The organism is Frateuria flava (assembly GCF_017837635.1).
GTDB classification, from domain to species: domain Bacteria; phylum Pseudomonadota; class Gammaproteobacteria; order Xanthomonadales; family Rhodanobacteraceae; genus Frateuria_A; species Frateuria_A flava.
This window is the reverse complement of record NZ_JAGJRS010000014.1, coordinates 1-26,343: the sequence shown is the minus strand read 5'-3', so window position 1 is coordinate 26,343 and position 26,343 is coordinate 1. Positions and strand designations below refer to the sequence as shown.

Sequence of the window (26,343 nt, the reverse complement as noted above, 5' to 3'; positions counted from 1 at the left end):
TCCGGCTCCGCGTGGAAGGGGTGAAGGCCTGCAGTCAATGCGCAAGCAGCAGCGGCAGCTGCGCATGCGAGAGCACGTGGTGGGTGGTGCCGCCGAGCACCAGCTCGCTGATCCGCGAGCGTCCCCAGGCGCCCATGACCAGCAGGTCCGCGCGCATCGCCTCGGCCTCGCGCAGCAGGTGCACGCCGGCGTCCTCGCCGGGGTGGAACGGGCGGCGCTGCTGCACGGTCACGCCCTGGCGCGCCAGCCACTCGCCTATCGCCAGGGTGGGCGGACCGAACCCGGGCAGGGTCTCGTGCCAGCCGTCGAGCAGGTGCACTTCGGTGGCCTTGCGCAGCAGCGGCAAGGCCGCGCGGACAGCTTCGGTGGACTCGCCCGAGCCGTTCCAGGCCAGCAGCACCCGCTCGGGCGCGCCGCGCACGTCGTAGCGCTCGGGCGCCAGCAGGACCGGCACGCCGCCGGCGAACAGGGTGCGGGTGGCGTTGTCCCAGCCGACCGGCAGGTTCTCGTTGCCGGGCGGCGCACTGCAGACGAGCAGGTCGGCCATGCGCGAACGCGTGGCCAGCACGGGCACATACATCCCGCGGAACACCTCCCAGCTGCCTTGCACACCCGCGCGCCGGCACAGCTCCTGCCACCACGGCGCCCGCCGGCGCGCCGATTCCTCCTCGGCCTCCAGGATCGCCAGCGCGTCGGGGATCGCGGTCACCGACGGTATCTGCGCAACCACATGGACGCCCGCCACGAAGGCCTGCTGCTGCCGCGCGACGGCCAGGCCCAACTGGATCGCGGGAAGGTCCTCGCGCATCGGGTCGACGTCGATGATCAACTCGTACATGGGCGTTCCTCCGGCGAGGCTCCATCCTCGGCCGCAGCGCAGGCCAGGCGTTTGATCAGGATCAACCGCGCACGTGGGCCGGCAAACACGGCGCCGGTGCGTCGGTGCGTTGACCGAAATCAAGTTGCGGCCGTTCCGGCGGCCTAGGCTGCTGCGCAGGCCACAACGGCCCCAGCCGCGGCCACCCGCCGCCAAAGGAGAAGCGCATGTACAAGCACATCCTGTTGCCGACCGACGGCTCCGAGGTCTCCCGGCGCGCGGTGGACCAGGGCCTCGAACTGGCCAAGACGCTCGGTGCGCGCGTCTACGCGCTGCACGTGATCCTGCCGTTCCAGGCGCTGTCCTACATGACGCAGATCATTCCCGAGAGCGAGACCAGCTATACCGAGGAATCGGTACGCTGGGCCGAGCACTACCTCGGCGAGGTCCGCGAGAAGGCCGCCCAGGCGGGCGTGCCCTGCGACAGCGATTTCGTGTTCGAAAAGCACCCCTGCGACGCGATCCTCGATGTCGCGAAGAAACGCGGGTGCGACCTGATCGTGATGGGCTCGCACGGCTGGCATGGCTTCACCAAGCTGCTGCTGGGCAGCGAAACGCAGAAGGTGCTGGTGCGCAGCCCACTGCCGGTGCTGGTCTGCCGTTGAGGCGTCCGCCTGGCGGTCCACGGCAGGATGTGCGGCGGACCGCCGCAGCGCAACCACGCAGGCAGTTGACACGGATCAATCCCGCCCGGCGATCGCCATGCCCCAATGCAGCCACAGGGGCTTCACACGCGACGAGGTTCGCCCATGGCCACGCTACCTACCGGAATCACTTCACCCGTCAGCACGACCGCACCCGTGCTGCTGGAGGGGACGCACTGGATCGACCACCTGCGCGACGGCACCGTCGTACTGATCCGCCCGCTGCAGCCGGAAGATCGCGAGCGCGAGGAGGAGTTCGTGCGCGCGATGTCCCCTGACGCCAAGCGCATGCGCTTCATGTGCAGTTTCCGCGAGGCCAGCCCGGAGCTCGTCAAACAGCTGATGGACGTGGATTACGACAAGCGCATGGCGTACGTGGCGCTGGCGCACGAGGACGGCAAACTGCGCGAGGTCGGCGTCAGCCGCTACAGCACCAACGGCGACCGCACGCGCTGCGAATGCGCGGTCACCGTGGCCGACCACTGGCGCCACCGCGGCCTGGCCGTGGTGCTGATGCGCCACCTGATCGACATGGCCCGCCAGCACGGCTTCAAGCAGATGTACTCGGTCGATTCGGCGGACAACCAGCCGATGCAGGAGCTCGCCGCGTACCTGGGCTTCAAGCGCTCGCTGGATCCGGAGGATCCGGCGCAGGTCATCCATACCCTGGCTTTGTGAGGGCGCGCCCATGAATGCGGTAATCCACGCACCCGACCGGATCCCCGAAGGTACCGCCAGGCCCGTGCTGCCGGTGGAAAGCCAGCCCTCGGATATCGTGGCGATCGCCACCTCGACTTCGCCCTGGAACCCCGCCGTGCAGGTGGCGACGACCCTTGCCGCGCGCTGGCAAAGCCTGCTTACCGGCTGCTTTGTGGACGCGTCGCTGCGGATGCTGCGCGGGCCGGAGAGCGAGCCTTCCGTACTCGGCCTGCTGCTGGACACACCGGTCCAGGATTTCGAAACCGCCGATGCGTTCCGCGCGTTTGCCCGTTCCCGTGGCGTGCCACACGCTTCGTGGGTGGTCGCCCATACCGGGCTGGCGCGCGTCCTGCGCGAGCTGGGCGCCTGGCACAGCCTGGCGGTGCTGGAGCGCGACGTGGTCGACGGCGAAAGCCTGACCGGCCTGCTCGGCGAGGTGCTGCTGGCCTGCCGGTTGCCCACCCTGATCCTGCCGCCGGAATGGAACCGCGACACGCCGTTCCAGCGCGTGCTGGTGGCATGGGACGGCAGTACCGAGGCCATCCGTGCCATCCACGCAGCCTTGCCCTTGTTGCAGGGAGCGCGTCGCGTCGTGCTGCTCGACGGTGGCCGGCCACACAGCCCCGAAGGCGAGTGCTACCTGCCTCACTTCGAGCCGTTCGTGTACATGGCCCGGCATGGCATCGAGGCGGACCCGATGTGCGTGGGCATCCCGGCGCGCACCGCCGGCGCGGCACTGCTGAAGAAAGCCGAGCAGGTGGGCGCTGATCTGATCGTGATGGGCGCCTTCGCCCACTCGCGGATGCGCGAGCGCGCGATCGGGTGCGCGACCCGATACGTGCTCGAACATGCGCAGATTCCGATCTTCCTGCAGCACTGAACCGTAGCGCGCGGGTGCGTATGGCCGGGCGGCACGCGAACCGGGCATACAACCGAAGAACAGGGACCATGGGCATGAGCAAGCGGGCCGGTATCTGATCGGTCCTCTCGCCGCCGCCGCGCTCTTCCACCACTACTTCATGCGCGACGACACCCTGTGCGCATGCTGCCGCGACACGGCCGCGGGTGAGCCTGCACCCTGAAAGGGGGGCATCCTCTGCCCACTTGATGCACGTCAAACCGCATGCCGGGCCGGCGGCTACGGTCCCCTTTACAGGGGTCATCGCCGCATGCCGCGAGGTTGCGAGGCTCGTGGCAAGGCGCACAAGGGCGGCAACGCCCCGGAGGTTCGCCATGAAACACGCATCGCACCCATGGGCGTGGCTGCCGTTGGGGCTGACCATGCTCGTCGCCGCCGGTTGCGCCGATCGCGGCTACGTCAAGCAGGCCGACTACGACGCCAGGATCAGCCAGATCGAGGCACGCCTGCAGAACCAGGAGAATCGCAGCGACCAGCTGGAGCAGGACATGCAGCAGAAGTTCGCCCAGTACGACGCGTCCATCCGCCAGGTGGCCGGCCGCATCCAGGTCGACAGCATGTCGCACTTCGCGTTTGACGACGCCACGCTGCAGGACCAGGACAAACCCATGCTGGACGACTTCGCCAAGGTGATCGGGCACTACCACCCGTATGCGCTGGTCACGGTCGAAGGGTTCGCGGACCCCGCAGGCAGCCATGCCTACAACCAGCGCCTGGGGGAGAAGCGCGCGCAGGCGGTGCGTGACTATCTGGTCAACAGCGGTGGCCTGTCTGCCGACAAGGTGCGCGCCGTCAGCTACGGCGAGGCCCGCGATCGTCAGGACGCACCGGGCAAGACCCGCGACGAAGGCATGGAAAACCGTCGGGTCACGCTGGTGGTCGATCTTTCCGGCCACGACCAGGAGCAGCGCGCCGCCTCGGCGACTGATGGCACCTGATGCGCACGCGGTGGGCGCGGGCCGCACAACGCGCCTGCGATTTGCGCGCGCCTGCGGCTTGCCGGCAGGCGCGCTTTTTCTCAAGGAGGCATCGTCGTGGACATCGAACGCACCCGCCGCGTCCCGCTCCCGGCCCCGGCCACCAGCGGCGGCATGCCACTGTTGAGCGCGCTCGCACGCCGGCACAGCACGCGCGTGTACACCGAACGCGCGCTCTCGCCGCAGCTGCTTTCCGGACTGCTGTGGGCAGCGGGCGGCATCAACCGTCCCGCCACCGGTGGGCGCACGGCGCCGTCGGCACGCAACTGGCACGAGATCGACATCGACGTCGCGGCGGCCGATGGTGCCTGGCGCTACGAACCGGAAGACCATTGCCTGCACGCGGTGCTGGCCAGCGACGTACGCGCGTCCACCGGCCTGCAGGAATTCGTGGGAACCGCCGCACTGGACCTGGTCTACGTGGCGGACCTGTCGCGGATGGAGGTGTCCGATCCGCTCGAGCGTCGCTTCTATTGCGGCGCCGATGCCGGCGCGATCGCGCAGAACGTGTATCTGTTCTGCGCCGCCGAGGGCCTGGCCACCACCAACCAAAGAGGTGTGTCATGAGCGACCTGATGCTGCGGGAGAACGTGTTGAGCGAGCTCGACTACGAGCCGAGCCTGGACGCATCCAACATCGCCGTCATGGCCAAGGACGGCGTGGTGACCCTGACCGGGCACGTCGCCAGCTACGCGGAAAAATTCGCCGCCGAGCGCGCCACCTGGCGTGTGCACGGGGTCAAGGCGATTGCGCAGAAGCTGGAGGTCGAGCTTCCCGGGAGCAAGAAACTCAGTGACGACGATATCGCCCGGCGCGCGGTCAACATTCTCGCCTGGGACGTGCTGGCGCCGTCGGACGGCATCCACGTCAAGGTTTCCGGCGGGTGGGTCACGCTGACCGGTGCGGTGCCATGGAACTACCAGCGCGAGGCCGTCGAAGCGGATATCCGCAAGCTCTCCGGCGTCCGAGGGGTGTCCAACAACATCCTGGTCGAACCCCACGTGCACGCGGTGGACGTGCGCAAGAGCATCGTCGATGCGCTCAAGCGGCATGCGGAAGTGGAAGCGGAGCGGATCAACGTCGATGTCCGTCCCGACGGCACCGTCGCCATCGACGGCCGCGTGGACGACTGGGAGGAGCGGCAGGCGGTCGAGCGGGCGGCCTGGTCGGCGCCCGGTGTCCGTTCGGTGGAGAACCGGGTGCGCATTGCCTGAGGCGATGCACGGCTCCGGAGCACGCATGACGCGCAAGGCCTGGCGGAGCGCGCCCATCCCGGGCGCGCGACGCTTGCATGCAAACTCCCGCTTCCGGGAGGAGCGCGCATGCGCGCACATGCCGTGCGATCACCCGGGGCACACTCCACAGGCGCACGCTCAGTGCTTGAGGAACACCGGCAAGCGGCTTTGCGCCAGCACGGCGCGCGTGGTCGCTCCCAGCGCGCGCTCGCCCAGGCGCCGTTGCCCGCTGGCACCCATCACGATCAGGTCTGCCCGCGTGTCGCTGGCGTAGGCGAGGACCCGTTCGCCCGCAGCCTCGTCCGCGCCGGTTACCGTCTCGACGGCCGCCACCGGCACGCCATGCGCGCGCAGGTGGGCGAGCGCATCCGGCGCGCGGCCACCGCTGCGCTCCGGCTCCTGTTGCAGCAGGGAGACCACCTTAGCGCTTCTGAGCAGCGGCAGCGCTGCGTGCAGGGCGCGGCTGGACGCCGCCGAGCCGTTCCAGGCCACCAACGCGTGCACCACGCTGCCGGGCGCATTGTTGGCGTCCGGCACGGCGATGCAGGGGACGCCGGAGAACAGCACCTCGCAGACCAGCCGCTCGCCCGGGAACCCCAGCGGTTCGTTGCCCTTGAGCACCACCAGGTCATGCCAGTCGCCGACCATCGCCAGCGCATCGTGCGGCTGGCCGATGGCGACCTGCCAGAAGGTTTCCTCGATGCCGAACGGGCGAGCCCAGGCCGAGAAATCGCGGCCCGCGAGCATGGCGTTGTGCAGTTCGTCCTGCGTGTAGGCGGCCATTTCCGCCGCCAGCTTCGGCGGTCCCGGCACCGGGCCGCTGCGGGGCGCGACAAACAGCCCGGTCAGCGACGCGTGCAGCGAAGCGGCAAGCTGGGCCGCGTAGCGTGCGGTGCCGTGCCAGCTGCGGTAATCCGTGCAGTGGACCACGATGTCGCGCACGGCGGGCTCCTCTTCAATGGCGGACGACGTCCGCGAAGCAAGCGTGGCCCAACCGCCCCAGGCGGATTTGACCTAAGTCAGCCTCGCGTGGCGCGGCGGACAGGCACGCAGTTGACCTGCATCAGTTCGCGCCGTGGCCGCTGGCCTAACGTCGCCCACGATGCCGCCATCCACGCGGCGCACCCCTGGAGGCAGGGCCATGTACGACATCCTGGTCAACTCGCTCAACTACGAGGAGTGGCCGCGCGGCGTGCAGTACGGCACGCAGCTGGCGGTCCTGATGGACGCGTCGGTGACCGGCGCCTACGTCTATCCCTCGCCGCTCTACGCCACGCCCAGTTTCAGCACGCCCGAGCTGATCGAGGCGGTACTGGAGACCGCGCGCACGCTCGAGGCGAGCGCGCTGGCCGCCGAGCGGCCGTTCGTGAGTTGGGCGAGCAGCATGGGCATCGAACACGCTGCCTGGGTGGTGGGGCAGGGCATCCTGTCCGACGCGCTGGTGCAGATCGCCTGCTGGCATGACCTGCTGGTGCTCGAACGCGATCCGTTGCGGACCTGGGCCTCACCCAGCGATCTGGCCGCGCTGATCCTCGCCGTGGGGTTGCCATGCATCGTGGTGCCGCCGCAGCCGGTGAAGGCCGTGGCCCTCACGCGCGTGGCGATCGCGTGGAACGGCTCGCCCGAGGCGATCCGCGCGGTGCACTCGGCGTTGCCGCTGCTGCAGCGCGCGAACGAGGTCCTGCTGCTGCGCGGGGCCCCCAAGGAAGCGTTCCAGGAAGTGAGCTGGAAGCCGCCGTTCGACATCGATGCCTATCTCCAGCGCCATGGCATCCGCGCCCGCTCGCAGGACCTGCTCACCAACGAGCACACCGCCGGCGAGGCCTTGCTGGAGCAGGCCGACCGCTTCCACGCCGATCTGCTGGTGATGGGCGCCTATGGCCGCACGCGTTTCAGCGAATGGGCGCTCGGCGGCGCCACCCGGCACGTGCTGTGGCATGCGCGGCTGCCGGTGCTGTTCCGCCACTGAAGTCGCGCCATGCGCGCCATGGTGCTCGAAGCGGTGGGCCAACCGCTGGTACTGCGGCAGTCGGCCGATCCGGAGCCCGGACCGGGCGAGCTCCGCTTGCGCGTGGAGGCCTGCGGCGTGTGCCGCACCGACCTGCACGTGGTCGACGGCGAGCTGCCGGCCGTGACGCCGCCGGTCGTGCCCGGGCACGAGGTGGTCGGCCGGGTCGAACGGCTGGGCGCAGGCGTGCACCGGATCGCCCTCGGCCAGCGCGTGGGCGTGCCCTGGCTGGGCTCGACCTGCGGCGCCTGCGCGTACTGCCTGGACGGACGCGAGAACCTGTGCGACGCGCCGGGCTTCACCGGCTACACGCGGCCGGGTGGCTTCGCAAGCCACCTGGTGGCGCGCGCCGACTTCTGCTTGCCGCTGGCGGACGACGCCGACCCGGTCGCCACCGCGCCGCTGCTCTGCGCGGGGCTGATCGGCTGGCGCGCACTGTGCCGCACGGGACAGGCACGCACGCTGGGGATCTACGGCTTCGGCGCGGCCGCGCACCTGCTGACCCAGGTGGCGCGCCACCAGGGGCGGCGCGTGTTTGCGTTCACCCGCACCGGCGACCTCGCGGCGCAGGCGTGCGCGCGCTCGCAGGGCGCGGCCTGGGCGGGCGATGCCGGCGCACCCGCGCCCGGGCCGCTGGATGCGGCCATCATCTTCGCCCCCGCTGGCGACCTGGTGCCGGTCGCGCTGAAGGCGGTGCGCAAGGGCGGAAGGGTGGTGTGCGGCGGCATCCACATGTCCGACATCCCCGCGTTCCCCTACCGGCTGCTGTGGGAGGAACGCGAGCTGGTTTCGGTCGCCAACCTGACCCGCGCCGATGCCGCGGCCTTCTTTCCCGAGGCCGCACGTGCAGGAGTGCGTGCCACCACGCGGCGCTACCGGCTGGAAGCGGCGAACGAGGCACTGGACGACCTGCGCCACGGCCGGCTCGACGGCGCCGCGGTGCTGCTGCCGTAACCGGCTGGCGCGCGACTGTTACCGACTGTTACACAGGGTTGCGCGGCCGACGTCGTGCCGTGGCAATGGCTGGCTAGCGTGGAACCCTCACCAGCCATGGGACCCCCGCCATGAACGCCCTCGCCACCCACGTGCCCATGCCCGCCACGCTTCCCGCGCAGCAAGCGATGGCCGCAGCGGGGCCGATCGACATCGAGGAGCTCTCGCGCCACGTGCAGGTCCTTCGCCGCAAGCTCGCGCCGGGCCAGCATGTCTATCGCGCAGGGCAACCGTTCCATGCGATCTACCTGGTGCATGCGGGGTTCCTGAAGACCTGCGAGCTGTCCGAGGACGGGCGCGAGCGGGTGACCGGCTTCCGCATGCGCGGCGACCTGGTCGGCGTCGAATCGATCGGCCTGGCGCACTATGCCTGCGACGTGGTGGCGCTGGACGACAGCGAGATCTGGGAGCTGCCTTACCCGCCGGTGCTGCATGCCTGCCTGCAGCTGCCGGAACTGCAGATCCGCCTGACCGCGGCGCTCGCCGGGGAGATCCGCAACGACCGCGCCTGGATGCTGGCCCTGGGCACCCTCACCGCCGAACAGCGCGTCGCCGCCTTCCTGCTGGACATGGCCGAGCGCCACCTGCGGCTGGGCTTCAGCCCGCGGCATTTCCTGCTGCGCATGGGCCGGGCCGACATCGCCAGCTTCCTGGGGATCAAGCACGAGACGGTGACCCGCGCGCTGTCCCGGCTCGACCGGTTGCAGTGCATCGACGTGCAGCGGCGCGAGATCCGCCTGCTCGACACCGACGGCCTGCGCCGCATGGCAGGGCAGGGCGAAACCCTGCACTGAGGCCGCTTCAGCCCGGTCGCGCCTCCAGCGCCTGCGCCAGCGCCTCGCCCAGCTGCTCGCGGCGGTACGGCTTGCGCAACAGGCCGACGCCGCTCTGCAGGGCCTCGCCGGCGCCGTCGCTGGAACGCTCGTAGCCGGAGGTCAGCAGGGCGGGCAGACCCGGGCGCAGGCGGCGCGCCTCGCGCACCAGTTCGAAACCGTTGGTGCCGTTGCCCAGCGCCACGTCCGAGAACAGCAACTGGATGCCGTGGTCGATGCGCAGCATTTCCATCGCCTGCTTCGCGCTGCCGGCCTCCAGCGTGTCGTAGCCGAGCGCGTGGAGGAAGCGGACGGCGACCTTGCGCACGCCCGGCTCGTCCTCGACCACCAGCACGCGCGCATGGCCCGGGCTGACGCTGCCGGGCGTGCGCGCCTCGCCGGCTTCCTCCTCCAGCGGCGCGGTCGGCAACAGGATCTCCACGCGCGTACCGCGGCCGGGCTGGCTGCCGATCGCGATGCGCCCGCCCGATTGCCTGACGAAGCCATACACCATGCTGAGCCCCAGGCCGCTGCCCTTGCCGGCGTCCTTGGTGGTGAAGAACGGCTCCAGTGCATGGTCCAGCACCTCCTGTGCCATGCCGGTGCCGCTGTCCTCGACCAGGAAGGCGACGTACTGGCCAGGCCGCAGGGTGCCGGAATCGCCGGCGGCCACCTCGCGCACGCGGGCGCTGATCCTCAGCAGGCCGCCATCGGGCATCGCGTCGCGCGCATTGATGGCCAGGTTGACCAGCGCGGTCTCCAGCTCGCCCGGGTCGGCATACACGGGTGGGATCGCGACAGGGCAGTCCAGTTCCACGCGGATGCGCGCGCCCAGCGTGCGCGCGAGCATGTCGCCGAGCTCGTCCAGGATATTCTGCGGGCGCACGCCGCGCGGGGTCAGCGCGCGTCGTCGTGAAAAACCCAGCAGCTTGCGGGTGAGGGTGATGCACCGGTCGACCGCGCGCGAGGCGCTATCGATGAGTTCGCGCGCGTCGGCCACGGCGGCGTACTCGGCGTCGAGGATCTGCAGGTTGCCGGAAACCACCGTCAGCAGGTTGTTGAAGTCGTGCGCGATGCCGCCGGTGAGCTGGCCCAGCGCGTCCAGCCGTTGCGCGTGGGCGAGCTGCTCCTGGCTGCGGCCGCGCAACACGGCCCCGGCGAGCATGTTGGCCGCCAGTTGCAGGAAGGCCAGCTGGTCGCCATCCCATGCACACGGCTCGCGGCAGAGCGCCAGCAGCGCGCCGGTGGCCTCGTGGCGATCCAGCAACGGCACGATTGCCGCATCGACGATGCCGTGCGCGGCGAGTGCCGCCCGTAGTGCAGGCAGGGCCTCCGTGGGACCGTCCGAGAGCAACCACGCCTCCGTGGACTGCCGTTCGGCCAGTCGTGCGGCGAGGCCGTCGCACGCGAACGCGTCGGCCAGCGCATCGAGCTCCTCGGGGGCAAGGCCCGAGGCCGAGCGGATCGGCAAGGCCCTGGCGCCGGGCAAACCGGCCGCCACCGCTACCGCATCGATACCCAGGGCGTTGGCGATCAGGCCGGATACCGCGACGCGCAGCGAGCCGTCGTTGCCGGCCTCGAGCACCAGCCGGCCGAGATCGGCCAGGTAGCCGTCGCGCTGCGCGCGCCTGAGTGCCTGCCGCGCCCGCTGCGTTTCGGAGATGTCGCGGATGGAGGCGGCGTAGCGCCCGCTCCCGACCGGGCTCAGTGCGATCTCCATGGGGAACGTGTCGCCGTCGCGGCGCACGCCGACCAGTTCGTAGCCCACCCCCATCGGACGCACCCGGGGATGCGCCATGTAGCCGACCCGGTGGGCCACGTGGGCGGCACGCGCGCCCTCGGGCAGCAGGTTCTCCACGCGCAGGCCCAGCAGCGCGCCCGGGTCGTAGCCGAACAGCCGGTGCGCCTGCGGATTGGCCAGCACGATATCGCCGGCCTCGTCGACTACCACCATCGCGTCCGGCGCGGTCTCGAACAGCGTGCGGAACAGGTCGGCGTCGGCACGGTCCGCTGCCACGGCATCACTCCTGGCGCACCGAGTCACTGAAGATGTAACCGGCGCCGCGCACCGACTTGATCAGCACCGGTGCCGCCGGATCGGGCTCGATCTTGCGCCGCAGGCGGCCGATCTGCACGTCGACCGCGCGGTCGTAGGGACCGGAGTCCCTGCCGTACAGGTGATTCATCAGCTCGTCCCGCGACAGCACCCGGTTGGCGTGCGTGACCAGCACGCGCAGCAGGCCGAATTCGCCGCTGGTCAGCGGCACCGGCTCGCCCGTCGGCGCGAGCAGGGTGCGGCTGTCCAGCTCCAGGCGGAAGCCGGCGAACCGATAGACCGCCGGCCGCGACATCGCCTGGCGCGGGCCTTCGCCGGTACGGCGCAGCACGCTGCGGATGCGTGCGAGCAGCTCGCGCAGTTCGAACGGCTTGGTCACGTAATCGTCGGCGCCGACTTCCAGCCCCACGATGCGGTCAACCGAGTCGCCGCGCCCGGTGACGATGATCACCGGCCCGCGCCAGTGCTCGTGCAGGTGGCGGGTCAGTTCCAGGCCATCCTCGCCCGGCAGGCCCAGGTCCAGCAGCACCAGGTCGATCGCATCGCTGCCCAGCCGCGCGAGCATGTCCCGGCCGTCACCGGCCGTGCTCACCTGGAAACCCTGGGCGGACAGATAGCGCTTGAGCAGCGTGGCGACTTCGACGTCGTCGTCGACCACCAGCAGGTGCGCCTGCCGGAGATACACCCCTTGCTTGTCTGGGTCCTGTGCTGACACGAGAGCCCCATCGCATGCTGGTTGGCGGTGCGGTCGCCAGGATCAGGAAGGCCCGCGGGCCCTCGCCCAGGGCGAAACCTGAGGGCGATATACCAAAGATGGTCCAAAGGACGCGCGAAAGGGGTCAAGCGTGCGTCAAAACGCCTCCTGCGCGGGGTTGATTCTGGTCAACCGTTCCCCGCTGGCGCGCGCCATGCTGGCGCCGGCTCGATGCGAGGAAGCCCCCATGTTCGAGATGCTCGTGGATGCCGGCCCCCATGCGGGCGGCCCGTTCCTCCAGACCGTGCTGTCGCTGGCCCGGCACGTGGAAGGCTTTGCCTGCGGCTTCCAGGTGCTGCCGCTGCAGCCGCCGGTGGCGCTCTCCTTCGAGACCACCCTGCTGGAGGCGGAGGAGCAGGGCGCGCGCGCCCGCCGCGACTGGTGGCTGGCGCAGTGCGCGCAGGCCGGCGTCGAGGGCGAGTGGGAAGTCCTGCGCGGGGAGATCGGCCCGGCCATCGCCAAGCGTTCGCGGCTGGCCGACCTGGTCTGCCTGGAGGTCTCCGTCGCCGGGGGAGCGCGCGACGCGCTCTCGCCCGAACCCGACCGCGCGCTGGTACAGGCCGCCGGCCCGTTGCTGCTGGTGCCCTCCACCTGGAACGGCGCCACCGGCGCCCGCGTGCTGGTGGCGTGGAACGGCTCGGCCGAGGCGGCCAACGCGATCCGCGCCGCGCTTCCGTTGCTGGCCAAGGCGACCGACATCTGCGTGCTCGATGGCGAGCAGGCCTGCCTGCCGGGGATCACCCCGTCGCCGCTGCCGCTGCAGGCGTGGATGATCCGGCACGGCATCCAGGCGCAGTGGGAGTCACTCGATCCTTCCCGCCAGCGGGCGTTGTCGCTCGCCGACGTCGCCCGTCGGATGGACGCGGACCTGCTGGTGATGGGTGCCTACGGCCACCACTGGACCAGCGCCTTTGGGCGCAGCCACATGACCCAGGCGTTGCTCAGCCATGTCGACCGGCCAATCCTGCTGTCGCACTGAGCGGCCGGGCAGGCGAGCCGGCTACTCGAGCAGGTAGCTACGGATACCGGCGCTGTCCAGGCCAGTCAGGTTGCGCCGGATCTCGCGGCGCACGCATTGCTGCAGGTCCTTGTCCAGCTCGCCGTGGAGCGTGCCCAGGAAGCGCGGCGCGGCGGCGATGACCAGCGACTGGAAGCGCTGTTCGTCGCGGCCGGCCCGCAGCGCGGCGATGAGGGCGCAGGCAAAGCGGGCGTTGGCCTTGTCCTTCGGGTCGGTGCGCGGCTCGATCGCGTGACGCGCCGCGCCTACGCTCTCCTGGACCCGCGGCGGTCGATCGGTGGCCGCGCGGCGCCCGGCATCGGGGTTGACGAAACAGGCCGTCTCGGACCACGGCTCGCGGCTGTGCTCGTACTCGAACAGGCGCGCTTTCTTGCTGTCGGCCACCAGTACCCCAGTCTTGTTCATGGCTCTCTCCGGCAGAGCGGTGACATGCAAGGGCAGGGTAGCCACGGCCGCCGGCCGGCCAGTTGATGCCGGTCAACAAGGCCGGCGTCCTGGCAGTTGATCCTGGTCAACCGGGGATGCGCGCAAGCGGTCATCCTTCAGTGCACCGCAGCGGCCGGCGAGGAGAACCCCATGCGTGCCATCGACATCGGTACCCGGCGCGTCATCCAGGCGGGCGCTTCGGCGACGGTGAGCGAGGCCGCCGGCATCATGCGCAGGCACCAGGCCGGCTGCCTGGTGGTGACGCGCGAGCAGGACGGCCGGCTCGAACCGGTCGGCATCGTCACCGACCGTGACCTGGTCACGCGCTGCATCGCCGCGCACTTCGATCCGGCAACCACTGCACTCGAATGCGTCATGTCCGCGCCGCTTCTGCACTGCCGGCCGGACGCGCCGATTGACGAGGTGGTGGACGTCATGCAGCAGCGGGGCGTGCGCCGGCTTCCGCTGATCGATGACGCCGGTGCGCTGGCCGGCATCGTCAGCACCGACGACGTGCTGGTCGCCCTCACCGAATTGGCCGAGCGGATCAACCAGACGCTCAACACCCAGCCGACGCTCGATCGGGCCTACCTCTGAAGGAGCCGTGCGTGTCCGCCAACCCCGGTCCCGGGTCGACGTCGTCGGGCGAGCGGCTTCGTCCGCGCCGCATCGGCATCGACACCGGCGGCGAGCACGTGGCCTACCTGCGCAAGGACTCGCCCGCCTGCCACGGCGAGGGCTTCGGGCCGCACTCGCGCCTGCAGGTGGGCGTGGGCGACCGCCGGCTGATGGCGACGCTGGCGATCGTGCAGGGCGACGCACTCGCCCCGGACGAGGTGGGCCTGTCCGAATCGGCCTGGCTGCGGCTGGCGCCGGCCGCGCACGAGGAGGTGACGCTCACGCACCCGCCGAGCGTCGAGTCGCTCTCCAGCGTCCGCGCAAAGCTCTACGGCCGCACCCTCGCCGGCACCGAGGTGCGCGCGATCGTCGCGGATATCGCCGCGCAGCGCTATTCGAACGTCGAGATGGCGGCCTTCATCGCGGCCTGCAGCAACGACCACCTGGGCCTGGACGAAGTGGTCGCCCTGACCGGCGCGATGGTCGACTCGGGCGCACGCCTGCAGTGGCCCGGCGCGGTGATCGTGGACAAGCACTGCGTGGGCGGGCTGCCGGGCAATCGCACCACGCCGATCGTGGTCGCCATCTGCACGGCGCTGGGGCTGACCATGCCCAAGACCTCCTCGCGCGCGATCACCTCACCCGCGGGCACGGCCGACACCATGGCGATGCTGGCGCCGGTGGAGCTGGACCTGGAACACATGCGGCGCACCGTCGAGCGCACCGGCGGCTGCATCGTGTGGGGCGGGGCGATCAACCTGGCGTCGGTGGACGACACGCTGATCCGCATCGAACGGGCGCTGGACATCGACAGTCCCGGGCAACTGGTCGCCTCGATCCTGTCCAAGAAGATCGCCGCCGGCGCGACCCGCGTGGTGATCGACATCCCGGTCGGACCGACCGCCAAGGTGCGCGAACCACGGCACGCGCGCACGCTGGAGCGGATGCTGCGCTCGGTGGCGGCGCGCTTCGGTCTGGGGGTGACGGTGCTGCGTACGGACGGGCTGCAGCCGGTCGGGCGCGGCGTGGGGCCGGCCCTGGAAGCGCACGACGTGCTGGCCGTGCTGCGCAACCTGCCGTCGCAACCGCTGGACCTGCGCGAACGCGCGCTGGCGCTCGCCGCCGCGGTGATCGAGGCGGGCACCACGACGTCGGACGGTGCACTCGCATCGGCGCGTGAATGCCTGGATTCGGGCCGCGCGTGGCGCCAGTTCCAGGCGATCTGCGAGGCCCAGGGCGGCCTGCGCACGCCCGGCGTCGCGCCATACCGGCAGCCGGTGGCGTCCACCCGGGCGGGCCGCGTGGACGCCATCGACAACCGGCGCCTGGCCCAGGCGGCCAAGCTCGCCGGCGCGCCGCTCTCGCCGCTGGCGGGGCTGACGGTCGACGTGCGCCCGGGTGATGCGGTGAGGGTCGGCCAGCCGCTCTTCACCCTGCATGCGCAGAGCCCGGGCGAACTTGCCTACGCCATGGAATACGTCTCGCGCCATCCGGACATCGTCCGCCTCGGAATCGACCCATGAGCCTCCTTTATGCGTTGCCGGGCAATGCCGCCTTCGCCCGCGCGCTGTGCCGCCACACAGGCTGGCAGCGAGGCCAGCTCGAACTGCACCGCTTTCCCGACGGCGAAGCGCTGTTGCGACTGGCCACGCCACCGCGCGGCGTCGTGGCTCTGGCCTGCTCGCTGCAGCGACCGGACGCCAAGCTGTTCGCGCTGCTCGCCGCGGCGGCCACCGCGCGCGAGCTCGGTGCGACCCAGGTCGGGCTGGTCGCGCCCTACCTCGCCTACATGCGCCAGGATGCGCGCTTCCGGCCGGGCGAGGCGGTTTCCGCGCGGGTCATCGGCGACCTGCTCGGTCATGCGTTCGACTGGGTGGTGACGGTCGACCCGCACCTGCATCGCATCCACGACCTCGCCGAGGTGTTCGCCTGTCGCACGACGGTGGTCCAGGCAGCGCCGGCGCTCGCCGCCTGGATCGGCGCGAACGTCCGCGCGCCGCTGCTGGTCGGGCCGGACGGGGAGAGCGCGCAATGGGTGCGTGCGGTGGCGGACCGGCTGGACGCGCCCTGCGTGGTGGCGCGCAAGCAGCGGCGCGGCGACCGCGACGTCAGCGTGCGGCTGCCTTCGCTGGCGCGCTGGCGCGGGTACACGCCGGTGCTGCTGGACGACATCGCCGCCTCCGGCCACACGCTGATCGACACCGCACGCGGCATCCGCGAACAACTGCCGCAGGCGGCGCCGGTCGCGGTGGTGGTGCACGGGCTGATCGGGCGCCGCGCGCTGGACGCCCTGCACGGCGCCGGCATCGCCCGCCTGGTCACCAGCAACACCGTGCCGGGCGAGTTGGCGGCGATCGACGTCAGCGCCCGTGTCGCCGAGGCAATGGTGGCCATCGCGGGCGAATCTCCCTAGCGGGCCGGCCGCGTCAGCGCGTCGAGGTGCAGCAGCGCCGCCGCTTCAGGGCGCGAGCAGCAAGGGCACGCGGCTGTGCCTGAGCGAATGGCGCGTCGCACCGCCCAGCAGTCGCTCACTGGTTCGCCGGCGTCCCCACGCGCCCTGCACCAGCAGGTCCACGCCGAGGCGGGCCGCCTCGGCATGGATGGCCTCGCCCACGCCGCCACGGGCCTGGAACGGCAGCCACTCGCACGCGATGCCCTGCCGGGCGAGCCACTCGCGCAGCGGCGCGGCGGCCCTCGCACCCGGCCCACGTGTCCCGTCGAGTATGGTCACGCGCTCCGCCATCCGCAGCAGCGGCAGCGCCGCGCGCGCGGCGCGGGCGGATGGCGCGCTGCCGTTCCAGGCCACCAGCACGTGGCCGAGCGCCGGGCGCGCGACCCAGTCGTCGGGCACCAGCACGATCGGGCAACCGCCGTGCACGAGCGTCTCGGCCAGCCGGCGCGAGACATCCTGCAGGGCGGCCGGCCAGCCGGGCAGGCGACCGATCACCAGGTCGGCCAGGCTCGCCCGCTCGGCCAGCACCTTGCGGTAGACGCCACGCGTCACTTCCCAGCTGCCGCCCACGGCGGCCGCCTGGCAGCGTTCCTGCCACCACGCCCCGTCGGCCAGCGCGTCGCTTTCCTCCGCGGCCAGCACGCCGGCCGCATCGGGCAGAGCCAGCACGAGCGCATCGATGGGAATGACGCACAACCCGGTGACCCAGGCGTGCCACTGGCGGGCCAGCGAAAACGCATAGTCCAGCAGTGGCGCCTCGCGTTCGGGCTCGGACACGGAAACGATCAATTCGCTCATGGGCGTGGCATCCGCGGGCGTGTGCGCGGAGCATGCGCGGGCGGCGCGGTGGTGCTGTTGACCGGGATCAACTCGCCCTGAGGAGCTAGCGCCGACCGCCCCTGCGCCGGGCCGGGGGCGCGCAGTAGGCGCCGTAGAGGGTTTCGATCACCGCCTGCGCCGGGCCGGACTCGAGCGCGTAGTGGATCGACTGCGCTTCGCGGCGCGTGCGCACCAGGCCTTCCTCGCGCAGCCGCGCCAGGTGCTGCGAGAGCGCCGACTGGCTCAGGTCCGGCAATGCCTTGTGGATCTCGCCCACGGTCAGCTCGCCTTCGACCAGCAGGCACAGCATCCGCAGGCGCTGCGGGTTGCCCAATGCCTTGAGCAGGCGCGCGGCCTCGTCGGCGCGGGCGTGCATGGCGGAGAGGTCGGATGGCGATTCGGACGGCATGGCGGGTTGACTTTAGCAGCATTGGATATTAGCTTTATTGAATATTAGCTACTGCTAATGTAACTCGGGGTTGATGCCGGTCAACCGACGCCGGACAGGCTGGCGCAACCTGCCGAGGCATCCACCAGGAGCGACCGATATGGCCAGCATCATCGTTCTGGGCGCGGGACTGGGCGGCACTGCCGCGGCCTACGAAATTCGCGCCGCGCTCGGCAAGGAACACGCCGTCACCCTGATAGGGGACGGGCCGCGCTTCAGCTTCACCCCGTCCAACCCGTGGCTGGCGCTGGGCTCGCGCAGGCGCGAGGACATTGGCTTCCCGATCGGCGAGCCGATGGCGCACCACGGCATCCGCTTCGTCGAGGTACCGGCGGAGAAGGTGATGGCAGCCGAGAGCCGCGTGCGACTGCGTGACGGTCAGGTGCTGGACTACGACTACCTGGTGATCGCGACCGGCCCGCGGCTGGCCTTCGGCGAGGTGCCGGGGCTGGGGCCGGACGGCCATACGCAATCGATCTGCACCGCCGACCACGCCCAGCGCGCCTGGGACGCCTACCAGGCGTTCCTCGACGCGCCCGGTCCGGTCGTGGTCGGTGCGGCGGCGGGCGCCAGCTGCTTTGGCCCGGCCTACGAATTCGCCTTCCTGCTCGACACTGACCTGCGCAAGCGCAAGCTCCGAGATCGCGTGCCGATCACCTACGTCACGCCCGAACCGTACATCGGCCACATGGGCCTGGGTGGCGTAGGCGACTCGAAGAGCCTGCTGGAACACGAGCTGCGCCAGCGCGACATCAAGTGGGTCACCAGCGCGAAGGTGCTGGGCGCCGAGGCCGGCAAGCTGCGGCTGCAGGAGGTCGACGCCAAGGGCGCGGCGGTGGGCGAGAGCGAGCTGCCGTTCGCCTACGCGATGCTGCTGCCGGCCTTCACCGGCGTGAACGCAGTGCGCGGGATCGAGGGCTTGACCAACCCGCGCGGCTTCATCCTCATCGACGAGCACCAGCGCAACCCGCGTTTCCGCAACATTTTCGCGGCCGGCGTGTGCGTGGCGATCCCGCCGGTGGAGGCCACCCCGGTGCCCACCGGCGCCCCCAAGACCGGCTTCATGATCGAGTCGATGGTGACCGCCATCGCGCACAACCTGCGCGAGGAGATCGCCGGTCGCCAGGCCGATGCGCGCGCCACCTGGAACGCGGTGTGCCTGGCCGACATGGGCGGCACCGGCGCGGCGTTCGTGGCGCTGCCGCAGATCCCGCCGCGCAACGTCACCTGGGCGAGGGAGGGCAAGTGGGTACACCTGGCCAAGCTCGCCTTCGAGAAGTACTACCTGCACAAGATCCGCACCGGCAACACCGAGCCGGTCTACGAGAAATACGTGCTCAAGCTGCTCGGCATCGAGCGGCTCAAGCCGTCCGTCAAACCCTCCCAGGGAGATCTTCCATGAACATCGATCGTGTCGTATTCGGCTTTGCCGGAAGCGTGGTGCTGTTGTCCGTCGCCCTTGGCTGGTGGGTGTCGCCGGCGTGGCTGTGGCTGGCCGTATTCGTCGGCGCCAACCTGCTGCAGTCCTCGTTCACGGGCGTCTGTCCGCTGGCGATGATCCTCAAGGGGCTCGGCTTCAAGCCCGGCTGCGCCTTCCCCCGCTGACCCCGCCTTCCCGCCGAACCACGAGGCAACCGCCGTGTACTACATCACCGAAACCGCAAAGCCCTTCGCCCAGGCCGCCGAGGACCTGGATGCCGCCGTACGCCGCAATGGCTTCGGCGTGCTGCACGTGCACGACATCGGCGCCACGCTGCGCGGCAAGGGCGTGCCGTTCGAGCGCGAGTGCAAGGTGTTCGAGGTGTGCAATCCGCGGCAGGCGGCGACGGTGATGGCCACGGACATGCGCCTGAACATGGCGCTGCCCTGCCGCATCTCGGTCTACACCGAGGAGGGGCGGACCCGCATCGGCATGATCGAGCCGGACCATCTGCTGGGCATGCTGTCGGACGATCCCGCGCTGCAGCCGGTGGCCAACGAGGTCCAGGCGCAGATGCGCCGGATGATCGACGAGGCCCGCTGATGCGCAAGCTCCGACCATGGCCGGTACTGGTCCTGGCGCTCGTGCTGCTGGCCGGCTGCCGGAGCGGCGAGCCGCCGGAGCCGCGCGCCACCTCCGCGCCGCCCGACCTGGCCAGCCGCGTCGTGCGCCTGCAGGAGGCTCCGCGCGAGCAGGCCTGGGACGGCGTGGTCGAGGCGGTCAACCAGGCCACCGTGTCGGCGCAGACCGCCGGGCGCGTGGTCGAGCTGCCCTACGACGTCAATGACACCGTGCCCGAGGGCGCGGTGATCGTGCGTTTCACCGATGTCGAACAGAGGTCCGCACGCAACCGCGCGCAGGCGCAGATCGCCGCGGCGCAGGCGGCCTATGACGAGGCGGAAGCGTCGTACCGGCGCGTTGCGGCGATCGCCGAGCGCGGCCTGGTCGCGCGCCAGCAGCTGGACCAGGAGCGCGCCCGACGCGACGCTGCGAGGGCCGCCTTGCAGGCCGCGCAGGCGCAGATGCGCGAGGTCGGCCAGCAACTGGACTACACCGTGGTGCGCGCGCCTTACGCCGGCATCGTCACGCGCCGCTTCGTGCAGGTCGGCGAATCGGTGCAGCCGGGCCAGCCGCTGATGGCCGGCGTCTCGCTCAAGGACCTGCGCGTCACCGTGCAGGTGCCACAGAGCGCGGTCGACGCAATCCGCCGCTTCAACCACGCCGAGGTGCTGCTGGCCAATGGCGCACGTCGCGTGGTGGCCACGAAGGTGACGGTGTTTCCCTACGCCGATCCGGATACGCACACCTTCAGCGTGCGGCTGGAGCTGCCCGGCGACGACACCGGCCTGTACCCGGGCATGACCGCCAAGGTCGCCTTTGCGGTCGGGCGCGAGCGGCGCCTGCTGGTGCCGGCCTCGGCGCTGGTGCAGCGGGGCGAGCTGCAGGGCGTGTACGTAGTGGGGCAGGGCGCGCCGCAGCTGCGCCAGGTACGCACCGGTGCCCGCTATGGCGATGCGGTCGAGGTGCTGGCAGGCCTGGACGACGGCGAGCGCATCGCGCTCGATCCGGCCGCGACGGCACGCTGGATCGGTGCGCATCGCGGCGAGGCGGCGCCATGAGCGAGCCGAAGCTCGGCTTCTCCGGCCGCATCGCTCGCGCCTTCCAGGCCTCCCCGCTGACCCCGATCCTGGCGCTGGCCGCGCTGCTGCTCGGGCTGGCCGCGGCGGCGATCACCCCGCGCGAGGAAGAGCCGCAGATCGACGTGACCATGGCCAACGTGATGGTGCCGTTCCCCGGCGCCGACGTGCGCGACGTGGAAAACCTGGTGGCCTTCCCGCTGGAACAGAAGCTCTCCGAGATCGAGGGCGTCAAGCACGTCTATTCGGTGAGCCAGCCGGGCATGGCGGTGCTGACGGTCGAGTTCGAAGTCGGCGTGCCCCGCCAGGCCGCGATCGTGCGGCTGTACAACCAGGTGTTCCAGAACCAGGACTTCGTGCCGCCCGGGCTGGGCGTCGGCCCGCCACTGATCCGGCCGATGGGCATCGACGACGTGCCGGTGATGGCGCTGACCTTGTGGAGCGACGCACCGGCGCAGAACCCCACCCGCCTGGCCGAGGTGGCGCACACGCTGGAGACCGACCTCAAGCGCGTGCCCGGTACGCGCGATGTCTACACCCTCGGCGCGCCGACACGCGCGGTGGTGGTGGAGCTCGACGCCGCGCGGCTGGCCGCCTACGGCATGGCCGTCGGCGACCTGGCCGGTGCACTCAAGGCGGCGAACGTGGTCACCCAGGCCGGCGACCGGGTGGCCGGCGACCGCGACGTGCCGGTGACCGCCGGCACCTTCCTGGCCAACGCCGGCGACGTCGCCAGCCTGGTGATCGGCCTCAAGCACGGCCAGCCGGTGTTCCTCTCCGACGTGGCGCGCATCCACGCCGGCGCGGACCTGCCCAGCCGCTACGTCTGGTTCGGCGCACCGGCGAGCAAGGGCGGCCCATCCGGCCATGCGCCGGCCGTGACCCTGGCGGTGGCCAAGAAGCCGGGTGCCAACGCCGCCGACATCACCACCGCCATCACCGCGCGACTGGCCGCGCTGCGCAACGTGACGATCCCGGCCGACGTGCACGTCACGGTCACCCGCGACTACGGCCAGACCGCCACCGACAAGGCGGACAAACTGATCCACAAGCTGATCTTCGCGACCGGCTCGGTGGTGTTGCTGGTGCTGTTCGCACTGGGCTGGCGCGAGGCCATCGTGGTCGGCACCGCGGTGATCATTACGCTCATGCTCACCCTGTTCGCCTCCTGGGCAATGGGTTTCACGCTGAACCGCGTGTCGCTGTTCGCGCTGATCTTCTCCATCGGCATCCTGGTCGACGATGCGATCGTGGTGGTGGAGAACATCCACCGCCACATGGCGCTGGGCGGCCGCACGCTGCGCCAGGCGATTCCCGAGGCGGTAAGCGAGGTCGGCGGGCCGACCATCCTGGCCACCTTCACGGTGATCGCCGCGCTGCTGCCGATGGCATTCGTGTCGGGGCTGATGGGACCGTACATGCGGCCGATCCCGATCAACGCCTCGGCCGGCATGCTGTTGTCGCTGGCGGTGGCGCTGATCGTCACGCCCTGGCTGGCGCTCAAGCTGCTGGGCCACCACGGGCACGGCGGCGGAGGCGGCCACGCGCCGTCCGACAGCCGCCTGCACCGCCTGTTCGGGCGGGTGATGACACCATTCATTGCCGGCGAGAAGGCACGCCGGCGTCGGCGCCTGCTGTTCGCCGCGATGGGCGTGCTGGTACTGGCCGCGGTCGGGCTGGTGGTGGTCAAGGCGGTGATCCTCAAGATGCTGCCGTTCGACAACAAGTCCGAGTTCCAGGTGGTGCTGGACATGCCCGAGGGCAGCACGCTGGAGCGCACCAACCGCGTGCTCGGCGAGCTGGCCCAGGCCGTGGCCACGCTGCCGGAAGTGGCCAACTGGCAGGGCTACGCCGGCACCGCCGCCCCGATCACCTTCAACGGGCTGGTGCGCCAGTACTACCTGCGCGGCGGCGCCAACGTCGGCGACCTGCAGGTGAATCTGGTCGACAAGTCGCTGCGCGACCGCCAAAGCCATGCCATCGCGTTGGCCATTCGTCCGGCGCTGGCGAAGATCGGCGCGCGCTACGGCGCCTCGGTGAAGGTCGTCGAGGTACCGCCGGGACCGCCGGTACTGGCGCCGATCGTGGCTGAGGTCTACGGACCGGACTACGACACGGTACGGCGTACGGCCCGCGCACTGGAGCGTCGCTTCAAGGACAACCCGGACGTGGTCGACGTCGATTCCAGCGTGGAGGACGCCGCGCCGCGCGAAGTGATGGTGGTCGACCGCGAGAGGGCCGCACGGCTGGGCCTGGACCAGGCCGGCATCGCGCAGGCCCTGCGCACCGCGCTCTCCGGCGAGGACGCCACCTACCTGATGGACGGCAACGCGCGTTACGCCGTGCCGGTGCGCCTGCGCCTGCCGGCCGGCGACCAGGCGTCGCTGGCGCAGTTGCTGGCCCTGGAAGTGCGCGCACGCAACGGTGCGCTGGTGCCGCTGTCCGAAGTGGTGAGCGTGCGCCCGGCCAGCTGGGAGCAGGCGATCTACCACAAGGACCTGCTGCCCTACGCCTACGTCACCGGCGACGACGCCGGCGCCACCGACAGCCCGCTGTACGGCATGTTCAGCCTGGTCGGCACCCTGCGCGACCACGACGTCGCCGGTGCGCGGCTGGGCCAGCACTTCATTGCGCAGCCGCCGGACACCAGCGCGCCCTCGGTGAAGTGGGACGGCGAATGGCAGATCACCTACGAGACCTTCCGCGACATGGGCCTAGCCTACTCGGTCGGCCTGCTGCTGATCTACCTGCTGGTGGTCGGCCAGTTCAGGAGCTACCTGGTGCCGCTGATCATCATGGCGCCGATCCCGCTGACCGTGATCGGCGTGATGCCCGGCCATGCGCTGGTCGGCGCGCAGTACACCGCCACCTCGATGATCGGCATGATCGCGCTGGCCGGCATCATCGTGCGCAACTCGATCCTGCTGATCGACTTCATCAACCACGCGCTGGCCGCCGGCCGGCCGCTGGGTGAGGCGGTGGTCGAGGCGGCGGCGGTGCGTGCCAAGCCGATCGTGCTGACCGGCCTGGCGGCGATGGTCGGCGGCTTCTTCATCATCGACGACCCGATCTTCCAGGGCCTGGCGGTGTCGCTGATCTTCGGCATCCTGGTGTCCACGGTGCTCACCCTGCTGGTGATCCCGCTGCTGTACTACGCATGGCTGGCGCACCGGGCGCCGCCGATCGGAGGAGAGCTGACGTGAGCGAGGCACAGACAGTCGAGATCAGCCTGACGCAGGTGGGCGATTACGAGTTCAACGTGCGCTTCGACGGCACGGCGATAACCGAACTGGCCACCGACGAGCCGCCGCCGCTGGGGCAGGGCCACGGCCCCAACCCCTCGCGCCTGCTGGCCACGGCGGTCGCCAACTGCCTGGCGGCGAGCCTGCTGTTCGCGCTGCGCAAGTTCGGCAACACGCCGGCGCCGATCACCGCGAAAGCCCGCGCGACCATCGCCCGCAACGTGGACCAGCGCTGGCGCGTGCCGCGCATCGAGGTCGACCTGCAACTGGCCGACGCGGCTGCGTCGCTGGAACACCTCGATCGCGTGCTGGCGCAGTTCGAGGACTTCTGCGTGGTCACCGGCAGCGTGCGCCAGGGCGTCGAGGTCGACGTGCGCGTGCTCGATCCAGCCGGAACGGTCGTGTCCCAGCATGCCGGGCAAGGGCGGGGACACGACTGCGCCGGTTGATCGGGATCAAGTCCGCGGTCGCCTGGCGGCCTAGGGTGGGGTACCTGCGGAACCGGCTGGCCGGACCGCAGCGAACCCAGCCGGAGGGCAAGCCCCATGAGCGTCGCCAAGGTCATCGAAATCATTTCCGAATCACCCGAGAGCGTCGAGGATGCCGTCAGGGAGGGCCTGGAGCGGGCCGCCCAGACGCTCGACGGGATCAAGGGCGCGTGGATCAGCGAGACCAAGGTGGTCACTGAACCCGACGGCAAGATCGTCGCCTGGCGTGTGTGCATGCGGGTCAGCTTCGTGATCGGTTGAGCGATTGCCGCCGTCCAATGCGCCGGCGGCCGGAGATACCAACATGAAGGGCTTTGTGGCATCCGGATCCCGACGTTTCGCCGACCGCCGCGACGCCGGGCTGCAACTGGCCGAGGCCTTGGCCAGCTACCGCGGACAGCACCCGCTGGTGCTCGCCATCCCTCGCGGCGGCGTGCCGGTGGGACGCATCGTTGCCGATGCGCTCGACGGCGACCTGGACGTGGTGCTGGTGCGCAAGCTGGGCTCGCCGGTCAACCCCGAGTTCGCCATCGGTGCCGTCGACGAGCAGGGGCGCATCCAGCTGACGGCACGCTCCGCCGTCGCCGGCGCGGGCATGGGTTACGTGCGCGCCGAGGCCGCCCGTCAGCTGGCGGTGATCCGCAAGCGCCGAGCGCTCTACAGCCCGCACCGCGCACTGGCGGACCCCACCGGCCGCGTGGTGATCGTGGTCGATGACGGGCTGGCCACCGGCGCCACCATGCGCGCCGCGCTGGAGGCGGTGCGCCGGCAGCATCCGGCCGCGCTGCTGGCTGCCGTGCCGGTAGCGGCACGGGACAGCCTGGAAGGCCTGGACGATGTCGCCGACGACGTGGTCTGCCTGTACGCGCCCGCCAGTTTCCGCGCGGTCGGCGCGTTCTACAGGGACTTCCGGCCGGTGGACGACGCGGACGTGCTGCAGTGCCTGTCGGCCCCGCCACGGCCGGCGGCCGGACTGCCGGTGCCCGAACCGATGCACTTCGACCTGCCCGACGCGAGCCTGCCGGGCGACCTGGCGATGCCGCCGCACGCGCGCGGGCTGGTGATCTTCGCCCACGGCAGCGGCGCCGACCGCGGCAACCCGCGCGACCGCTTCCTGGCCCAGCACCTGCAGCGCGCGGGCATGGGCACGTTGCTGCTCGATCTGCTGACGCCCGACGAGCAACTTTCGCACGCGGCCGCCTTCGACATCGCCACGCTGGCCGACCGGCTCGCCGCGGTGGTGGCCAGGGTGCACCACGATCCGGCGCTGGCCGAGTTGCCGCTGGGCCTGTTCGGCGCCGGCACCGGGGCGGGCGCGGCACTGGCGGTGGCCGCGCAGCGGCCCCGCGACGTCGCCGCAGTCGTGGCGCGCAGCGGCCGGCCGGACCTCGCTGGCGCGGCCACGCTGGCCCGCGTCACCGCGCCAACCCTGCTGATCGCGCCGGGCGCCGACCGCACGCTGCTTTCGCTCAACCGCGCCGCGCTGCGACGCATCTCGGGCAAGAACGAGCTTGCCGTCGTGCCCGGGGCCACCCACCTGTTCCAGGAGCCGGGGACCCTGGAGATGGCCTCGAAGCTCGCCCGTGACTGGTTCGCCCGCTGGCTCGGCGCCCGTGCACGCCCTCCGCGCCGAAGGCCGGACGGGGGACGGGGCAGCACGGACCGTCTCGCCGGCTAGCTGTGATCTCTCAGTAGGTTGTTCACCCGGGGCGATCCCGGGATTCTGGAGGTGCGACCCAAC

General features: G+C 71.0%; 28 protein-coding genes. 21 read left to right on the top strand and 7 right to left on the bottom strand.

Going from position 1 to position 26,343, the window contains the following annotated elements:
- Positions 1-34: 34 nt before the first annotated feature.
- Positions 35-838 carry a universal stress protein gene (locus tag J7I44_RS06945; RefSeq protein ID WP_209618027.1) on the bottom strand — a complete coding sequence of 268 codons (804 nt, stop codon included), beginning with the start codon at positions 836-838 and terminating at the stop codon, positions 35-37.
- A 206-nt stretch (positions 839-1,044) separates the two neighbouring features.
- On the opposite strand from J7I44_RS06945, the gene J7I44_RS06940 reads away from it, so the two are divergent.
- The 6 genes from J7I44_RS06940 to J7I44_RS06915 all read left to right on the top strand — a co-directional run bounded on the left by J7I44_RS06940 (position 1,045) and on the right by J7I44_RS06915 (position 5,330).
- Complete coding sequence (locus J7I44_RS06940; RefSeq protein WP_209618024.1) at positions 1,045-1,482, top strand: universal stress protein; 438 nt, start codon at positions 1,045-1,047, stop codon at positions 1,480-1,482.
- A gap of 144 nt (positions 1,483-1,626) precedes the next feature.
- Entirely contained in the window at positions 1,627-2,199 is a 573-nt protein-coding gene (locus J7I44_RS06935) for a GNAT family N-acetyltransferase (protein ID WP_209618021.1), read from the top strand.
- A 10-nt stretch (positions 2,200-2,209) separates the two neighbouring features.
- On the top strand, positions 2,210-3,100 hold the full coding sequence (locus J7I44_RS06930) for a universal stress protein (protein ID WP_209618017.1): 891 nt from the start codon (positions 2,210-2,212) through the stop codon (positions 3,098-3,100).
- A gap of 353 nt (positions 3,101-3,453) precedes the next feature.
- Positions 3,454-4,077, top strand: coding sequence for an OmpA family protein (locus tag J7I44_RS06925; protein ID WP_209618014.1), 624 nt, complete (start codon positions 3,454-3,456; stop codon positions 4,075-4,077).
- A gap of 96 nt (positions 4,078-4,173) precedes the next feature.
- Positions 4,174-4,683: a SagB/ThcOx family dehydrogenase gene (locus J7I44_RS06920; protein ID WP_209618010.1), complete on the top strand. Its 510-nt coding sequence runs from the start codon at positions 4,174-4,176 to the stop codon at positions 4,681-4,683.
- Positions 4,680-5,330 (top strand): BON domain-containing protein, encoded by a 651-nt coding sequence (locus J7I44_RS06915; protein WP_209618006.1) that lies wholly within the window; start codon positions 4,680-4,682, stop codon positions 5,328-5,330. Before J7I44_RS06920 ends, J7I44_RS06915 begins: the two co-directional genes overlap by 4 nt.
- Before the next feature lie 159 nt (positions 5,331-5,489).
- Here the strand turns inward: J7I44_RS06915 and J7I44_RS16960 are convergent, their stop codons facing one another.
- The gene (locus tag J7I44_RS16960) at positions 5,490-6,293 is read right to left on the bottom strand and encodes a universal stress protein (RefSeq protein ID WP_209618004.1); all 804 of its coding nucleotides are present in this window, start codon (positions 6,291-6,293) and stop codon (positions 5,490-5,492) included.
- Between the two features lie 199 nt (positions 6,294-6,492).
- Here J7I44_RS16960 and J7I44_RS06905 point away from each other — a divergent pair, with 199 nt between their 5' ends.
- The 3 genes from J7I44_RS06905 to J7I44_RS06895 all read left to right on the top strand — a co-directional run bounded on the left by J7I44_RS06905 (position 6,493) and on the right by J7I44_RS06895 (position 9,146).
- Positions 6,493-7,320 carry a universal stress protein gene (locus J7I44_RS06905; RefSeq protein WP_209617999.1) on the top strand — a complete coding sequence of 276 codons (828 nt, stop codon included), beginning with the start codon at positions 6,493-6,495 and terminating at the stop codon, positions 7,318-7,320.
- A 9-nt stretch (positions 7,321-7,329) separates the two neighbouring features.
- Positions 7,330-8,313: a zinc-dependent alcohol dehydrogenase family protein gene (locus J7I44_RS06900; RefSeq protein WP_209617996.1), complete on the top strand. Its 984-nt coding sequence runs from the start codon at positions 7,330-7,332 to the stop codon at positions 8,311-8,313.
- 110 nt (positions 8,314-8,423) lie between these two features.
- Positions 8,424-9,146, top strand: coding sequence for a Crp/Fnr family transcriptional regulator (locus tag J7I44_RS06895; protein WP_209617993.1), 723 nt, complete (start codon positions 8,424-8,426; stop codon positions 9,144-9,146).
- Positions 9,147-9,153: 7 nt separating this feature from the next.
- Here the strand turns inward: J7I44_RS06895 and J7I44_RS06890 are convergent, their stop codons facing one another.
- Positions 9,154-11,181, bottom strand: coding sequence for a PAS domain-containing hybrid sensor histidine kinase/response regulator (locus tag J7I44_RS06890; protein WP_209617990.1), 2,028 nt, complete (start codon positions 11,179-11,181; stop codon positions 9,154-9,156).
- A 4-nt stretch (positions 11,182-11,185) separates the two neighbouring features.
- Positions 11,186-11,935 carry a response regulator gene (locus J7I44_RS06885; protein ID WP_209617987.1) on the bottom strand — a complete coding sequence of 250 codons (750 nt, stop codon included), beginning with the start codon at positions 11,933-11,935 and terminating at the stop codon, positions 11,186-11,188.
- 226 nt (positions 11,936-12,161) lie between these two features.
- Here J7I44_RS06885 and J7I44_RS06880 point away from each other — a divergent pair, with 226 nt between their 5' ends.
- Positions 12,162-12,953, top strand: coding sequence for a universal stress protein (locus J7I44_RS06880; protein ID WP_209617983.1), 792 nt, complete (start codon positions 12,162-12,164; stop codon positions 12,951-12,953).
- 21 nt (positions 12,954-12,974) lie between these two features.
- Here J7I44_RS06880 and J7I44_RS06875 read toward each other — a convergent pair whose 3' ends face one another.
- Complete coding sequence (locus J7I44_RS06875) at positions 12,975-13,397, bottom strand: host attachment protein (protein ID WP_209617980.1); 423 nt, start codon at positions 13,395-13,397, stop codon at positions 12,975-12,977.
- A gap of 171 nt (positions 13,398-13,568) precedes the next feature.
- Between J7I44_RS06875 and J7I44_RS06870 the strand changes: the two genes are divergently transcribed.
- Genes J7I44_RS06870 through J7I44_RS06860 form a run of 3 tightly spaced genes read left to right on the top strand, consistent with a single transcriptional unit; the run spans position 13,569 to position 16,449 of the window.
- Positions 13,569-14,015 carry a CBS domain-containing protein gene (locus J7I44_RS06870; RefSeq protein WP_209617976.1) on the top strand — a complete coding sequence of 149 codons (447 nt, stop codon included), beginning with the start codon at positions 13,569-13,571 and terminating at the stop codon, positions 14,013-14,015.
- An 11-nt stretch (positions 14,016-14,026) separates the two neighbouring features.
- On the top strand, positions 14,027-15,559 hold the full coding sequence (locus J7I44_RS06865; RefSeq protein ID WP_209617957.1) for a thymidine phosphorylase family protein: 1,533 nt from the start codon (positions 14,027-14,029) through the stop codon (positions 15,557-15,559).
- Entirely contained in the window at positions 15,556-16,449 is an 894-nt protein-coding gene (locus J7I44_RS06860; protein WP_209617954.1) for a ribose-phosphate diphosphokinase, read from the top strand. Before J7I44_RS06865 ends, J7I44_RS06860 begins: the two co-directional genes overlap by 4 nt.
- A gap of 45 nt (positions 16,450-16,494) precedes the next feature.
- Here J7I44_RS06860 and J7I44_RS06855 read toward each other — a convergent pair whose 3' ends face one another.
- Positions 16,495-17,286: a universal stress protein gene (locus tag J7I44_RS06855; protein WP_209617950.1), complete on the bottom strand. Its 792-nt coding sequence runs from the start codon at positions 17,284-17,286 to the stop codon at positions 16,495-16,497.
- Between the two features lie 85 nt (positions 17,287-17,371).
- A complete protein-coding gene (locus J7I44_RS06850) occupies positions 17,372-17,716 on the bottom strand; it encodes an ArsR/SmtB family transcription factor (RefSeq protein WP_209617945.1) in 345 nt (114 codons plus the stop codon).
- A 139-nt stretch (positions 17,717-17,855) separates the two neighbouring features.
- Between J7I44_RS06850 and J7I44_RS06845 the strand changes: the two genes are divergently transcribed.
- The 8 genes from J7I44_RS06845 to J7I44_RS06810 all read left to right on the top strand — a co-directional run bounded on the left by J7I44_RS06845 (position 17,856) and on the right by J7I44_RS06810 (position 26,280).
- Entirely contained in the window at positions 17,856-19,157 is a 1,302-nt protein-coding gene (locus tag J7I44_RS06845) for an NAD(P)/FAD-dependent oxidoreductase (protein ID WP_209617942.1), read from the top strand.
- Positions 19,154-19,360, top strand: coding sequence for a YgaP family membrane protein (locus J7I44_RS06840; RefSeq protein WP_209617940.1), 207 nt, complete (start codon positions 19,154-19,156; stop codon positions 19,358-19,360). Before J7I44_RS06845 ends, J7I44_RS06840 begins: the two co-directional genes overlap by 4 nt.
- A gap of 34 nt (positions 19,361-19,394) precedes the next feature.
- A complete protein-coding gene (locus tag J7I44_RS06835; RefSeq protein WP_209617938.1) occupies positions 19,395-19,778 on the top strand; it encodes a DUF302 domain-containing protein in 384 nt (127 codons plus the stop codon).
- Positions 19,778-20,854, top strand: coding sequence for an efflux RND transporter periplasmic adaptor subunit (locus tag J7I44_RS06830; protein WP_209617936.1), 1,077 nt, complete (start codon positions 19,778-19,780; stop codon positions 20,852-20,854). The genes J7I44_RS06835 and J7I44_RS06830 overlap by 1 nt, the downstream gene beginning before the upstream one ends.
- Positions 20,851-24,075, top strand: coding sequence for an efflux RND transporter permease subunit (locus J7I44_RS06825; RefSeq protein WP_209617934.1), 3,225 nt, complete (start codon positions 20,851-20,853; stop codon positions 24,073-24,075). Before J7I44_RS06830 ends, J7I44_RS06825 begins: the two co-directional genes overlap by 4 nt.
- Positions 24,072-24,563 (top strand): OsmC family protein, encoded by a 492-nt coding sequence (locus J7I44_RS06820; protein ID WP_209617931.1) that lies wholly within the window; start codon positions 24,072-24,074, stop codon positions 24,561-24,563. The genes J7I44_RS06825 and J7I44_RS06820 overlap by 4 nt, the downstream gene beginning before the upstream one ends.
- A 96-nt stretch (positions 24,564-24,659) precedes the next feature.
- Complete coding sequence (locus J7I44_RS06815; protein ID WP_209617928.1) at positions 24,660-24,863, top strand: dodecin family protein; 204 nt, start codon at positions 24,660-24,662, stop codon at positions 24,861-24,863.
- 55 nt (positions 24,864-24,918) lie between these two features.
- Entirely contained in the window at positions 24,919-26,280 is a 1,362-nt protein-coding gene (locus tag J7I44_RS06810) for a phosphoribosyltransferase family protein (RefSeq protein ID WP_209617925.1), read from the top strand.
- Positions 26,281-26,343 lie beyond the last annotated feature (63 nt).